Origin of the sequence: Ensifer sp. ZNC0028 (assembly GCF_000799055.1) — a bacterium.
GTDB lineage: Bacteria > Pseudomonadota > Alphaproteobacteria > Rhizobiales > Rhizobiaceae > Ensifer.
On sequence record NZ_JTLA01000070.1, the window covers coordinates 90,320 to 104,732 of the forward strand.

At 62.9% G+C, this 14,413-nt stretch carries 11 protein-coding genes; 7 read left to right on the top strand and 4 right to left on the bottom strand.

Going from position 1 to position 14,413, the window contains the following annotated elements; translation table 11 throughout:
* The first annotated feature begins 62 nt into the window (after nt 1-62).
* Complete coding sequence (locus tag L981_RS16650) at nt 63-2,861, top strand: EAL domain-containing protein (RefSeq protein WP_043618368.1); 2,799 nt, start codon at nt 63-65, stop codon at nt 2,859-2,861.
* Between the two features lie 111 nt (nt 2,862-2,972).
* On the opposite strand, the gene L981_RS16655 is transcribed toward L981_RS16650, so the two are convergent.
* From L981_RS16655 to groES, 3 genes are all read right to left on the bottom strand, one after another.
* Nucleotides 2,973-3,422 (bottom strand): hypothetical protein, encoded by a 450-nt coding sequence (locus L981_RS16655; RefSeq protein WP_043618371.1) that lies wholly within the window; start codon nt 3,420-3,422, stop codon nt 2,973-2,975.
* A 528-nt stretch (nt 3,423-3,950) separates the two neighbouring features.
* Nucleotides 3,951-5,591, bottom strand: a complete 1,641-nt coding sequence (gene groL, locus L981_RS16660; protein WP_043618373.1) for a chaperonin GroEL — start codon at nt 5,589-5,591, stop codon at nt 3,951-3,953.
* Between the two features lie 60 nt (nt 5,592-5,651).
* Complete coding sequence (groES, locus tag L981_RS16665) at nt 5,652-5,948, bottom strand: co-chaperone GroES (protein ID WP_004675403.1); 297 nt, start codon at nt 5,946-5,948, stop codon at nt 5,652-5,654.
* Between the two features lie 434 nt (nt 5,949-6,382).
* Here groES and L981_RS16670 point away from each other — a divergent pair, with 434 nt between their 5' ends.
* From L981_RS16670 to L981_RS16690, 5 genes are all read left to right on the top strand, one after another.
* Nucleotides 6,383-7,231 carry a TIGR01459 family HAD-type hydrolase gene (locus L981_RS16670; RefSeq protein WP_043618377.1) on the top strand — a complete coding sequence of 283 codons (849 nt, stop codon included), beginning with the start codon at nt 6,383-6,385 and terminating at the stop codon, nt 7,229-7,231.
* A 13-nt stretch (nt 7,232-7,244) separates the two neighbouring features.
* Entirely contained in the window at nt 7,245-8,231 is a 987-nt protein-coding gene (locus L981_RS16675; RefSeq protein WP_043618380.1) for a bifunctional riboflavin kinase/FAD synthetase, read from the top strand.
* 244 nt (nt 8,232-8,475) lie between these two features.
* Nucleotides 8,476-11,385, top strand: coding sequence for an isoleucine--tRNA ligase (gene ileS / locus L981_RS16680; RefSeq protein ID WP_043618431.1), 2,910 nt, complete (start codon nt 8,476-8,478; stop codon nt 11,383-11,385).
* Between the two features lie 127 nt (nt 11,386-11,512).
* Nucleotides 11,513-12,133: a hypothetical protein gene (locus tag L981_RS16685; protein ID WP_043618384.1), complete on the top strand. Its 621-nt coding sequence runs from the start codon at nt 11,513-11,515 to the stop codon at nt 12,131-12,133.
* 112 nt (nt 12,134-12,245) lie between these two features.
* Nucleotides 12,246-12,725, top strand: a complete 480-nt coding sequence (locus tag L981_RS16690; RefSeq protein WP_043618387.1) for a GNAT family N-acetyltransferase — start codon at nt 12,246-12,248, stop codon at nt 12,723-12,725.
* Nucleotides 12,726-12,768: 43 nt separating this feature from the next.
* Here the strand turns inward: L981_RS16690 and L981_RS16695 are convergent, their stop codons facing one another.
* Nucleotides 12,769-13,218 (bottom strand): nucleoside deaminase, encoded by a 450-nt coding sequence (locus L981_RS16695; protein ID WP_043618390.1) that lies wholly within the window; start codon nt 13,216-13,218, stop codon nt 12,769-12,771.
* Nucleotides 13,219-13,291: 73 nt separating this feature from the next.
* Between L981_RS16695 and L981_RS16700 the strand changes: the two genes are divergently transcribed.
* Nucleotides 13,292-14,413 (top strand): pseudouridine synthase (locus L981_RS16700; RefSeq protein WP_043618393.1); only part of this gene is annotated, 1,122 nt, incomplete at its 3' end.

Consider the following 14,413-nt stretch of genomic DNA (forward strand, 5'->3'; position numbering starts at 1 on the left):
GATCGATTAACTGGAGGCGAGAGGTCTCGTTTCCCTGTGGTTGTTGATTTAGGCGATTGGCGATGTTCAAGGTTCTTACATGCCTGGTGGTAGAGCATAATCCCAGACTGGTCGTTTTGGCCGCACTTGTCTGCTTCCTCGCGAGCTACGGAGCAGTCACGCTGTTGCAGCGTGCTCGCGGCTCCTCGGGCAAGGCAAAAGCGATCTGGGCGACGGCGGCTGGCATCGCCAGCGGCTTCGGCATCTGGGCGACCCACTTCATCGCCATGCTCGCTTACGACCCCGGCGTCGTCCTCGGCTACCAGATGGATCTCACCGGCCTGTCGCTGGCCGTCGCGATTATCCTGACCACGACGGCACTGTTGATCGCCACCCATGTTCAGGACCGGCTCGGCTGGATTGCCGGCGGCTTCGTTCTCGGCGGCGGCGTCGCCTGCATGCATTTTCTCGGCATGGCGGCGCTCGACGTGCCGGGCAGCATCCGCTGGGATGCGACGCTGGTCGTCGCCTCCGTGGTCGTCGGCTCGCTGTTCGATATCGCCGCCCTGCGTACGATCGCCAGCATCGGCAACCGGTTGAAGGCGAAAGTCCTTGCCACCCTGCTGATGACGCTCGGGATCGTCGCGCTGCATTTCACCGCCATGGGCGCGGTCACGATCGAGGCCGATCTGCTGACGCCGACCCATGCGGGCATGATCCAGCCGCACCTGCTTGCCTTCGTCATCGCCGGCACGGCCTTCTTCCTGCTGTCGATGGTGCTGATCGCCGCCGGCTTCGCCCATCATGCCGAGCTTTCCGCGGCCGCTGCCGAACGGGAATTTGCCCGCTTCGTGCGCAGCGTGAAGGACTACGCGATTTACATGCTCGACACCGACGGCCGCGTCGCCAGCTGGAACGCTGGCGCCGAGGCCAACAAGGGCTATAAAGGCGAGGAAATCGTCGGCAAGAATTTCGCCTGCTTCTACTCGCAGGAGGATCAGCGCGACGGCGTACCGCAGCGGGCGCTCGAGGTCGCGCTGGCCGATGGCAAGTACGAGAACGAAGGCTGGCGCTATCGCAAGGACGGATCCCGCTTCTGGGCCCATGTAGTGCTCGACCCTTTCATGGACGATGAGGGCAAGCATGCCGGCTTCATCAAGATCGTCAAGGACATCACCAAGGCGAAGCTTGACGCCGATCGCATCGCCGAGGTCAGCAACAATCTCGACGTCGCGCTCGAAAACATGTCGCAGGGCATCTGCCTGTTCGACAGCAACGACCGGCTGTTGCTGTCGAACCGTCGTTGCCGCGAGATCTTCGGCTTTTCCGAGACGCTCGCCGGCAAGGGGCTGACCTTCCGCGAGATCCTCGACATCGTCTTTGCCCGCATTTATTCCGATCCGGAAATGGCGCGGACCAAGGCCGACGAGCTCTACCAGAAGCACCGCATCGAAATGGTCGGCAACGGCGGCGGCGATATCGTCGAGAAGCTGGTCAACGGCCGTTCGATCCTGACCAAGCATCGCACGCTGCCCGATGGCGGCTGGGTGAGCACCTATGAGGATATCACCGAGCGGCTGGACACCGAGGAGCAGATCACCTTCCTTGCCCGCCACGACAGCCTCACGGGCCTGCCGAACCGGCTGCAGTTCAGCAGCTATCTCGAAGAGGAACTGGACGCAGCCGCCTGGTTCAACCGCAAGGTCGCCGTCATCGGTATCGACCTCAACAAGTTCAAGGAAGTCAACGATCTGCACGGCCACGCCGCCGGCGACTTCGTGCTGGTGACGATCGCCCAGCGCGTCAAGGGCCTGCTGCAGGAGGGCGAGTTCGTGGCGCGCTTGGGTGGCGACGAGTTCGCGGCGGTCAAGCGCTTCGAGGAACTCTCCGAGCTCAACGACTTCCTGCGCCGCATCGAAAAGAGCCTGCACGAGGAAATGCGCTTTGGCGATTTCGAGCTCAAGTCGGGCGGCAGCATGGGTGTCGCGATCTATCCGCAGGACGCGGAGACGGCCGACACGCTGATCAACAATGCCGACCTCGCCATGTACCGGGCGAAGGCTGCCCTCAACCAGACCGTCTGCTTCTACGAGGTGTCGATGGACGAGGCCGCCCGCCAGCGGCGCGCGCTTGCCAACGACCTCTGGGACGCGGTCGAGAAGAAGCAGCTTGCCTTGCACTACCAGGTGCAGAAGTCTGTGATGACCGGAGCCGTCATCGGCTACGAGGTGCTCCTGCGCTGGAGCCATCCGGAACGCGGCATGGTGCCTCCGAGCGAGTTCATCCCGCTTGCCGAGGAATGCGGCGCGATCCTGCCGATCGGCGAATGGGTGCTGCGCGAAGCCTGCCGCGAGGCGGCGGGCTGGGAGAGCAGCCACAAGATTGCGGTCAACCTCTCGCCGGTCCAGCTTGCCAACGGCGACATCGTCAGCCTGGTGCAGGACGTGCTGGCCGAGACGGGTCTCGACCCGAACCGGCTGGAGCTCGAAATTACGGAATCGACGATCATCGACGACAAGGAGCGGGCGCTGCTGACGCTGCGCCAGATCAAGGAACTCGGCGTCACCATCGCGATCGACGACTTCGGCACCGGCTACTCGTCGCTTGAGACGCTGCGCTCCTTCCCCTTCGACAAGATCAAGCTCGACCGGAGCTTCATGTGGGAAGTGGAGGGCAGCCCGCAGGCCAAGGCGATCGTGCGCGCTATTCTTGCGCTCGGCCAGAGCCTGTCCGTGCCGGTTCTTGCCGAAGGCGTCGAGACGCAGAAGCAGCTCGATATCCTGCAGGCCGAGGGTTGCGATGAGGCGCAGGGCTATCTGCTCGGCCGCCCGGCGCCGATCACGGTGCTCTTCACGGGCAAGGACGACGCGGCGGCCGCCTGAGCGGCGCTTCCGCCGCACGCCTTCACTGCAATCGCCCATCGGGCGGTTGCGACGGCCAGGTATCTGATCAGGGATGATCTACACCCGAGCCCGCGGGCGGGCAGGGCGGGTTTACTGGCGCAGCAGCGCGCGGCCCGCGACTTCCACGAGAAAGCGTGGGAAGAAAAAGATGCCGGTGATCATGCCGGAATAGCGCTGCTCGAGGCCCGAAGATTCACCGATGCAGAACAGCGGCTGCTTCTGGCCGGATTCCTCCAGCGCGATCGTCGTCGAAAAGCAGAAGGACGAGCAACTCGTCGCCGCCTGCTCGAACAGTTCGAGCACGTGGTTGCGATCGGCCGGATCGTAGCAGCGAACGAAGTTCAGAAGGCCGCACTCCCCGTCGCGCAGGCCATGGATGGCGGCCGCCTTTTCGCCGAGGCGGAACAGGCCCGTCGACAGGTCGCCGGACCATCCCTCGGAGACGCAAAACTGCTCCATGAATTCATGATGCGGAAGGCCGGGATGCGGCTGTCCCGGAACGCCGAGGGGAGCGGAATTTGCTCTGGTGATCTTAAACACGGTCTACCCCAGCAGAGTTCCCGGAGCCGCCTTCGGCACCCCAGGGAAACGCGTCCCAATGTGCAAATTGCGCCCGACACGACCAATACGAGAGCGCACGCCACATGGTGTGGGTGTTTTCTCAAGTAGAAAGGTCGATAGATGGTAGTGGATCTCGCCGGCGAACTTATTTCGAAGGAGAGTGTCGGCTTAATTTGCGATTAAATACTTTTATTCTTTAGGTATAGTCTCGAAGAATTTCCGGATGGGCAGCGAATACGAAAAAGCCCCGGCGATTGCCCGCCTGCCTCAAGTGTGCCGCCCAGTCTCCCCTCAATCTTCGCTCACTTGGGGCGCTGTTATAGTTCGTTTTTTTTCGACTTCAACGGTTTTTTGAAGCCTGACTACAACCGATGGGTTTTTTCCTGCCGACTGTTCGGCAGATGCTTCACCGGCGATGAATGGCATTGATAAAAAACAAGAAAGGCGACCCGAAGGCCGCCTTTCCGATCCGGATGGATCAGTGCTGCGATAAGGCTTTCGCCTTTATCACATCATGTCCATGCCGCCCATGCCGCCCATGCCGCCAGGCATGCCAGCCGGGGCGTCCTTCTTCGGCAGTTCGGCGATCATGGCTTCCGTCGTGACGAGGAGGCCGGCAACCGAGGCTGCGTCCTGAAGGGCGGTGCGAACGACCTTGACCGGGTCGACGATACCCATGGCGATCATGTCGCCATATTCGCCGGTCTGGGCGTTGTAGCCGTAGTTGTCTTCGTTCTTGTCGAGGATCTTGCCGACAACGATCGAAGCTTCATCGCCAGCGTTCTCGGCGATCTGGCGGGCCGGAGCCTGCAGAGCGCGACGAACGATGTTGATGCCGGCTTCCTGGTCTTCGTTGACGCCCTTGACCGAGATCTTGGAGGCCGAACGCAGGAGCGCAGTGCCGCCGCCCGGTACGATGCCTTCCTGAACAGCAGCGCGCGTCGCGTTGAGAGCGTCGTCGATGCGGTCCTTCTTTTCCTTCACTTCGACTTCCGTCGAGCCGCCAACGCGGATCACGGCAACGCCGCCAGCGAGCTTGGCAAGACGTTCCTGCAGCTTTTCGCGGTCGTAGTCGGAGGTGGTGTCTTCGATCTGGGCCTTGATCTGGGCAACGCGGCCTTCGATGTCGGCCTTCTGGCCGGCGCCGTCGACGATCGTCGTGTTTTCCTTGGAGATCGAAACCTTCTTCGCACGGCCGAGCATGTCGAGCGTGACGTTTTCGAGCTTGATGCCGAGGTCTTCGGAGATCACGGTGCCGCCCGTCAGGATGGCGATGTCTTCGAGCATGGCCTTGCGGCGGTCGCCGAAGCCCGGAGCCTTGACGGCAGCGATCTTGAGGCCGCCACGCAGCTTGTTGACGACGAGCGTTGCGAGGGCTTCGCCTTCTACGTCTTCAGCGATGATCAGGAGCGGCTTGCCGGTCTGAACGACAGCTTCGAGAACCGGGAGCATGGCCTGCAGGTTCGAGAGCTTCTTCTCGTGAAGGAGAACGAAGACGTCGTCGAGGTCAGCGACCATCTTTTCCGGGTTGGTGACGAAGTACGGCGACAGGTAGCCGCGGTCGAACTGCATGCCTTCGACGACTTCGAGTTCGGTTTCGGCGGTCTTGGCTTCTTCAACCGTGATGACGCCTTCGTTGCCGACCTTCTGCATTGCTTCAGCAATGTCGAGGCCGATCTGACGCTCGCCGTTAGCCGAGATCGTGCCGACCTGTGCAACTTCTTCCGAAGTGTTGATCTTCTTGGCCTTGGCCTGGAGATCCTTGACGACTTCGGTGACAGCGAGGTCGATACCGCGCTTCAGGTCCATCGGGTTCATGCCGGCAGCAACGGCCTTTGCGCCTTCGCGAACGATCGCCTGGGCAAGAACGGTTGCAGTCGTGGTGCCGTCGCCAGCGATGTCGTTGGTCTTCGAAGCAACTTCGCGGACCATCTGGGCGCCCATGTTTTCGAACTTGTCTTCGAGTTCGATTTCCTTGGCGACCGATACGCCGTCCTTGGTGATGCGCGGAGCGCCGAAAGACTTGTCGATGATGACGTTACGACCCTTCGGGCCGAGCGTGACCTTTACGGCGTCAGCGAGGATGTCGACGCCACGCAGCATCTTTTCGCGCGCGGTGCGGCCGAACTTGATTTCTTTTGCAGCCATTAGAGAACTCCCGGGCTCATTGCCCATTGGTTGTCATGAAAAGGGTGGACGACGGCTGGATCAGCCGATGATGCCCATGATGTCGGCTTCCTTCATGATCAGAAGGTCTTCGCCGTTGATCTTGACTTCGGTGCCCGACCACTTGCCGAACAGAACGCGGTCGCCAGCCTTGACGTCGAGAGCGACAACCTTGCCGCTTTCGTCACGGGCGCCCGAACCGACGGCGACGATTTCGCCTTCCTGCGGCTTTTCCTTGGCGGTGTCCGGAATGATGATCCCGCCCTTGGTCTTCTCTTCAGACTCGACGCGGCGAACGACGACGCGGTCGTGCAGCGGGCGGAAGTTGGTGCTTGCCATTAGTCTAATCCCTCGATCAAATGACACTACGGATCGCAGATGGACCCGATGGATGGGTGTTAGCACTCTCATTTATCGAGTGCTAGCGATGCCGAGATAAGCTTGGGTATGGGGTGAGTCAAGGATCGGCGCCTAGATTTTTTGCTGACGGCAGTTGCCATGGACGGGCGCAGCAGGCGAGGGCGTAGGCAGCCTAGCCTCATTCTTGGCGAAATCTAGGCGATCGCGTCGATGCGTGGCATCGGCCGGATTTTGACGGTTGATAACCACGACAAAGTGCTTCTGCGTGGCGGGCGGCGTCCACAACGCATTTTTTCCTGGCTCTCGACGCCGCCGGAATCCTTGGGAAGGGGCGCCTTTTTCGGGAGACGAGACTTGTAATCTCCTGCCTTCCTTGCCATGCAAGCCGGAAACCGTGTTTGCAGGAAGCCAGAATGGCCGCAAGGATCAACAGTTTTCGCGAAATCGCCAAGCGCTACGATGTCGTTCTGTGCGACGTCTGGGGCGTTCTTCACAACGGCGTGCAGGCTTTCGCCTCCGCCTGTGAAGCATTGGCCGAGGCGCGTGCCGCCGGGCTGACCGTCGTACTCATCACCAATTCGCCGCGCCCGAGCCCGATGGTGAAGGTGCAGATCCGCAGCCTCGGCGTGCCCGACGAAGCCTATGACCGGATCGTCACCTCGGGCGACGTGACCCGGGCTTTGATCGCTGCCGCCGACAAGAAGATCTTCTTCATCGGCGCCGAGCGCGACCTGCCGCTGCTCGAGGGACTGGGGACGCAGATCGTTTCCTCGGAAGATGCCGAGACGGTCGTCTGCGCCGGCTTCTATGACGACGAAACCGAAACGCCCGAGCATTACCGTGCGACCCTGACGGGCCTTGCCAAGCGCAAGATCCCGTTCATCTGCGCCAATCCCGACCTCGTCGTCGAGCGCGGCCACCGGCTGATCCCCTGCGCTGGCGCGATTGCCAAGCTCTACGAGGAAATCGGCGGCGAGGCGCGCATTGCCGGCAAGCCCTACATTGCGATCTACCGCGCCGCCCTCGGCGAGGCGAAGGCCGCGCGCGGACCGATCGACCTCACCCGCGTCATCGCTGTCGGTGACGGCATGCCGACGGACGTCAAGGGCGCGCAGGATGCGGGCCTGGATCTGCTCTATATCAGCGCCGGTATCCATGCCCAGGAATACATGAACGAAAGCCGGACCGACGAGGCGAAGCTTGCCGCCTTCCTCAAAAAGGAGGGCGCCTCGCCGAAATATTGGATGCCACGGCTCGCCTGACGGGAAGACGGAGATGACGGTTTTTCATCGCAACGAGACCCGTGATCCGCTTCCGGAGCACTTGCGCGGCGGTGTCGTCGCTATCGGCAATTTCGACGGCGTGCACCGTGGCCACCAGTCGGTTCTCAATCGGGCGCTGGAAGAGGCGAAGTCGCGCGGCGTGCCGGCACTCGTGCTCACCTTCGAGCCGCATCCGCGAACCGTCTTCCGCCCGGACGCGCCTGTCTTCCGGCTGACGCCGGCGCCGTTGAAGGCGCGCATCCTCGAAGGCATGGGCTTCGGCGCCGTCATCGAATATCCCTTCGATCGTACCTTCTCGCAGCTTTCCGCATCGGACTTCATCCATCGCATCCTGCTCGAATGGCTGCATGCCTCGCATGTGGTGACCGGTTTCGACTTCCATTTCGGCAAGGGTCGCGAGGGTGGCCCGGCCTTTCTGATGGCGGCGGGCGGCGACAACGGGTTTGGCGTGACGCTGGTCGACGCCTTCCGTGATGAAAATGCGTCCGTCATCTCGTCGAGCTACGTCCGCGCGCTGCTCGGCGAGGGCGATGTCGCGCAGGCCGCCGGCATGCTCGGCTACCGTTATCTCGTCGAGGCCGAGGTGATTGGCGGCAAGAAGCTCGGCCGCGAACTCGGCTTCCCCACCGCCAATATGCGGCTTGCGCCCGAGGTGGAGCTTCGGCCCGGCATCTATGCCGTGCGTTTCCGTCGCGCCGACGGCTCTCTCTACGACGGCGTGGCGAGCTTCGGCCGCCGGCCGACAGTCGACAGCGACGGCGAGCCGCTGCTCGAGACCTTCGTCTTCGATTTCTCCGGCGATCTCTATGGTGAGGTCTGCGCCGTGACCTTCTTCGGTCACCTGCGCGACGAACTGAAATTCGATGGCCTCGATCCGCTCGTTGCGCAGATCCGTCAGGACGAGGCCGAAGCCCGCGCGCTGCTTTCCGGCGTCACGCCGCTCGGCGACATCGACCGCGGGCTCAACTTCGCCCGATAAAAGATTTCGGTCTTCGCGCGGCGGCGGACCTTTTCAAAAGGCGGAAAACGCCTTAAACAACCGGCCACCATGACCCGGCACCGTCGATTGATCATCGATCAGCGAATTATTGGCCCGGCCTTCCGCGTGCTGTGATCAGCCGGAAGGTCCGGGATTTCGGCGTTTCCGACGCCCCAGTCATCTCTCGATACCGAGCCCATTTCGTATGCGCGGCCGTTCGCGCGAAGAAGCGATTGCAAAAACCATGACCGACACCGCTGAAAAGATCGACTATTCCTCGTCCCTCTATCTGCCGCAGACGGAATTTCCGATGCGCGCAGGCCTGCCGCAGAAGGAGCCGGAAACGGTTGCCCGCTGGCAGAAGATGGGCCTTTACAAGAAGCTGCGCGCGTCGGCTGCCGGCCGCGAAAAGTTCGTGCTGCACGACGGTCCTCCCTATGCCAACGGCAACATCCACATCGGCCACGCGCTGAACAAGATCCTCAAGGACGTCATCAACCGCTCGTTCCAGATGCGCGGTTTCGACGCCAATTACGTACCCGGCTGGGACTGCCACGGTCTGCCGATCGAGTGGAAGATCGAGGAGAAGTACCGCGAGAAGGGCCAGAACAAGGACGAGGTTCCGGTCAACGAGTTCCGTCAGGAATGCCGTGACTTCGCCGCCGGCTGGATCCAGGTCCAGGCCGAGGAGTTCAAGCGTCTCGGCATCGAGGGCGACTTCGACAATCCCTACACGACGATGAACTTCCACGCCGAAGCGCGCATCGCCGGCGAACTGATGAAGATCGCCAAGCTCGGCCAGCTCTATCGCGGCTCGAAGCCGGTCATGTGGTCGGTGGTCGAGCGCACGGCATTGGCCGAAGCCGAAGTCGAATACGCCGATATCGAAAGCGACATGATCTGGGTGAAGTTCCCGGTCACCGAAGGTCCCGACAGCCTTGCCGGCACCTTCGTCGTGATCTGGACGACCACGCCCTGGACCATCCCCGGCAACCGCGCCATCGCCTATTCCTCGCGTTATGCCTACGGTCTCTATGAGGTGGCGACCGCCGAGAACGACTTCGGCCCGCAGCCGGGCGAGAAGCTGATCTTTGCCAAGCGCCTGGCAGACGAGTCCGCGGCCAAGGCCAAGCTCACCTTCAACTTCGTTCGCGACCTTGAGGCCGATGAACTGTCGTCCGTGACCTGCGCGCATCCGCTGCACGGTCTGGGCGGCGGCTACGCCTTCAAGGTGCCGTTGCTCGACGGCGACCACGTCACCGACGACGCCGGCACCGGCTTCGTGCACACGGCGCCGAGTCACGGTCGCGAGGACTTTGACGCCTGGATGGACAATGCCCGCGCGCTCGAAGCCCGCGGCATCTCCTCGGCGATCCCGTTCACGGTCGACGACGCCGGCTACTTCACCGCTGACGCCCATGGCTTCGGCCCGGACGCCGAAGGTGGCGCCGGCCGCGTCATCGACGACAAGGGCAAGAAGGGCGACGCCAACGATCGCGTCATCAAAGCGCTGATCGCCCGCCACGCGCTCTTTGCCCGCGGCCGCCTGAAGCACTCCTATCCGCATTCCTGGCGCTCGAAGAAGCCGGTGATCTTCCGCAACACGCCGCAATGGTTCGTCTACATGGACAAGGCCTTCGGCGACGGCACGACGCTGCGTTCGCGCGCCCTTTCGGCGATCGACGACACCCGCTTCGTTCCGGGTGCTGGCCAGAACCGCCTGCGTGCGATGATCGAAGGCCGTCCGGACTGGGTGCTCTCGCGCCAGCGCGCCTGGGGCGTGCCGATCGCGATCTTTGCCGACGACCAGGGCGAGATCCTGATCGACGAGGCCGTCAACGCCCGCATCCTCGATGCGTTCGAACTGGAAGGCGCCGATGCCTGGTTCGCCGAAGGCGCCAAGGATCGCTTCCTTGGCAACGACCACGATCATGCCAAGTGGCACCAGGTCATGGACATCCTCGACGTGTGGTTCGACTCAGGTTCGACCCACACCTTCACGCTCGAAGACCGTCCGGACCTGAAGTGGCCGGCCGACGTCTATCTCGAAGGTTCGGATCAGCATCGCGGCTGGTTCCATTCTTCGCTGCTCGAGGCCTGCGCCACGCGCGGCCGCGCACCCTACAACGCCGTTGTCACCCATGGCTTCACCATGGATGAGAAGGGCGAGAAGATGTCGAAGTCGAAGGGCAACACGGTCACCCCGCAAGAGGTGATGAAGGATGCCGGCGCCGACATCCTGCGCCTGTGGGTGATGACGACGGACTATTGGGAAGACCAGCGTCTCGGCAAGACGATCATCCAGACCAACATCGACGCCTATCGCAAGCTGCGCAACACGATCCGCTGGATGCTCGGCACGCTCGCCCACGACAAGGGCGAAGAGATTGCCTATGCCGAGATGCCGGAACTCGAAAAGCTGATGCTGCATCGCCTGGCCGAGCTCGACCAGGTCGTGCGCGAAGGCTACGACGCCTTCGACTTCAAGAAGATCGCCCGCGCGCTGATCGATTTCTCGAATGTCGAACTCTCGGCGTTCTATTTCGACGTTCGCAAGGATGCGCTCTACTGCGACGCGCCGTCGAGTCTGCGCCGGCGCTCGGCTCTCGCCGTGATCCGCAAGCTCTTCGATTGCCTCGTGCTGTGGCTGGCGCCGATGGTGCCCTTCACCACGGAAGAGGCCTGGCTGTCGCGCAAGCCCGATGCCGTGTCGGTGCATCTCGAACAGTTCCCGGCGATCCCGGCGGAATGGAAGAACGATGCGCTCGAAGCCAAGTGGGAAAAGATCCGCGCGGTTCGCACCGTCGTCACCGGCGCGCTCGAGATCGAGCGCAAGGACAAGCGCATCGGCTCGTCGCTGGAGGCTGCACCGGTCGTCCACGTCGCCGATCCGGAGCTGTTGAAGGCGCTGGAAGGCCAGGACTTCGCCGAGATCTGCATCACCTCGGGGATCACCGTCGAAGCCACCGAAGGTCCGGCCGACGCGTTCCGCCTGGCCGAAGTGGCCAAGGTCAGCGTCGTGCCGAAGCTTGCCGAAGGTCAGAAATGCGCCCGCTCCTGGCGGATCACGACCGACGTCGGTTCTGACGCACTCTACCCGGACGTGTCTGCCCGGGATGCCGCTGCCTTGCGCGAGCTTGGTTTCAAGGCTTAACGCATTGTTACCGGATGAATTGCACTCCTTGCGTTCATCCGGTAAAACCTGCCCGAAATTTGGCGGATTTCTCCGCCATGGGCGCTTGAGTGGCCGCGCTGACCGGTGGCCGGCTGGAAGGAATCTCATGGAAATGACGCGAGAGTTGCGAGTGCTTGCCAGCGTGGCCGCCATTTTGACGAGCGGCCTGGTGCTTACGGGCTGCATCGGTGGCCCGACCTATGGCACGGACAAGACCGCTGGCGAACAGCTCATGGACGACCTCGGGAGCGTCGCAAGCTTCGGGCCGCCGAAGCGGGATCCGGTCAAGTACCAGCCGCGTCCGGGCCTCGTCCTGCCGCCGTCGGCCCAGCAGGCCTCGCTCGTCGAGCCGCAGAAATCGCTTGCCAGCCGCGAGGCAAACCCGGAATGGGTCGAGTCTCCGGAAGAGGTGCGCAAGCGCCTGCGTGAAGAGGCCGACGCCAACAAGAACAACCCGAACTATGTCTCGCCGCTTGCCAAGGCGAGCGCCAACGGTCGCCGTCTCTCCGCAAAGGAGCAGCAGGAGGCCTATCGCGAAGGGCGCAAGATCGAAATGGGCGCCTATTCCGACAAGCGCCGCTTCCTGAGCGATCCGCCGCTCGACTACCGTCGCCTGCCTGAGGGCACCGAGACCGATCTCGGCGAGCCGGAGAAGGACAAGGAGCGCCGCCGCAAGAAGGAGGCGCAGATCAAGAATTCCGGCTCCAAGTGGTATTGGCCCTTCTAAACCCGTTTTCGCCGTTTCGTTGAAACGGCGAAATGCCTCTCTCCCCTTGATCCATGCAGTTCCGGCGAAACGCGCGTTTGTTTGCTGGAAGTGCTTGAGAAGCGCCTGAGCCATGACCATCAGCATTCGTGACGCCCGCCCGGAAGACGCCGAGACCATTCTGCGCTTCATCACCGAACTTGCCATCTACGAGAAGGAGCCCGACGCCGTCGAGGCGACGGTCGAGATGCTGCAGGCTTCGCTCTTCGGTCCCGGCGCGATCACCCGCGCGGTGATCTGCGAGAAGGATGGCAAGCCGGCGGGCTTTGCCATGTGGTTCTACAACTATTCCACCTGGCAGGCGCGCAAGGGGCTTTACCTCGAAGATCTTTACGTCACCCCGGATTGCCGCGGTTCCGGCGCCGGCAAGATGCTCCTGAAGCATCTGGCTAAGATTGCCGTCGAGGAAGGCTGCGGCCGCTTCGAATGGAGCGTGCTCGACTGGAACGAACCGGCGATCCGCGTCTACGAATCGGTTGGCGCAGAGCCCATGTCCGAATGGACGCGCTACCGCCTGTCTGGCGCGGCACTCGATAGCTTCGCCGCCGACTGAAGCGATTTCAGGAAGTCACGCCGTCGCAAGGCGCTAAGGGGTCTCACCGCTTGCCGGCAAAGAAATCCCTGAGGATATCGGCAGCTTCCCGCTCGGCAAGGCCCGAATAGACATCGGGCGCATGGTGGCAGGTGGGCGAGCCGAAGAAACGCACGCCGCTGTCGACCGCGCCGCCCTTCGGGTCGTCGGCGCCGTAATAGAGGCGGCGGATGCGCGCAAACGAAATCGCCGCTGCGCACATGGTGCAGGGTTCGAGCGTGACGTAGAGATCGGCGCCTGTCAGCCTTTCGTCCTTGAGGACGGCGGCAGCTTCGCGGATGGCGACGATCTCCGCATGGGCGGTCACGTCGTTGAGTTCGCGGGTGCGATTGCCGGCGCGCGAAATGATCCGGCCGTCGAAAACCACCACGGCGCCGATCGGCACTTCGCCGCGTTCGGCAGCCTTGCGGGCCTCCTCAAGGGCCACATCCATGAAGCGTGTCGTCTCAGCCATCGCTCAAACAATAATTTCTCTTAACCCACGGGCCGCGACCTGATAGGACAGCCGCAAAAGGCAGGCAACACAAATGACATCCAAAGACAAGCCCACGCGGCCTGGCGGCAAGTCCGCTGGCCGGGACAAGAAACCGCATTTCGCCGACAAGAAGGGCGCTGCGCCGAAAAAGGCTGCAGGAGCCAAGGCTTCCGGCCCGAAATCTTTCGGTGCCAAGGGCCCCGGCAGGAGCTTCGATGCAAAGACGTCTGATCCCAAGGCCGGCGCTTCGCGTCCGGCCCGGGAACGTCCGGCTGCGGCTGTAGCGGCGGCCGACGAACCGCAGCGTATCTCGAAGATCCTCGCGCGTGCCGGCGTTGCCTCGCGTCGCGACGTCGAGCGGATGATCATGGAAGGACGCATCAAGCTCAACGGCGTTATCCTCGATACGCCCGTCGTCAACGCCACGCTTGCCGATGCGATCGAGGTGGACGGCCAGCCGATCCGCGGCATCGAGCGCACGCGCCTCTGGCTCTACCACAAGCCAGCCGGCCTGGTGACCACCAATGCCGATCCCGAGGGACGGCCGACGGTGTTCGAGAACCTGCCGGACGAACTGCCGCGCGTCCTGTCGATCGGTCGTCTCGACATCAACACCGAAGGCTTGCTGCTGCTGACCAACGACGGCGGACTTGCCCGCGTGCTCGAATTGCCGTCGACCGGCTGGCTGCGCCGCTACCGCGTGCGCGCCCATGGCGAGATCGATCAGGAAGCGCTCGACAGGCTGAAGGACGGCATCGCCGTCGACGGCGTGCTCTATGGCGCCATCGAAGCGACGCTCGACCGCGTCCAGGGCTCGAACGTCTGGATCACGATGGGGCTTCGCGAAGGCAAGAACCGCGAAATCAAGAACGTGCTCGGCGCGCTCGGCCTCGACGTCAACCGCCTCATCCGTATCTCCTACGGCCCGTTCCAGCTCGGCGAACTGCCGGAAGGGCATGTCCAGGAAATCCGCGGACGCACCCTGCGCGACCAGTTGGGACCGCGCCTGATCGAGGACGCCAAGGCGAACTTCGACGCGCCGCTCTACAACGACCAGGCAGCAACCGTTGCCGGCGATGCCGCGGACGACGATGGCGGCGATACCCGCCGGCCGGAACGCTCCAACCGCTGGGAAAAGCCTGAGGACAAGCGCGAACGTGCTCTGTCGCGGCTC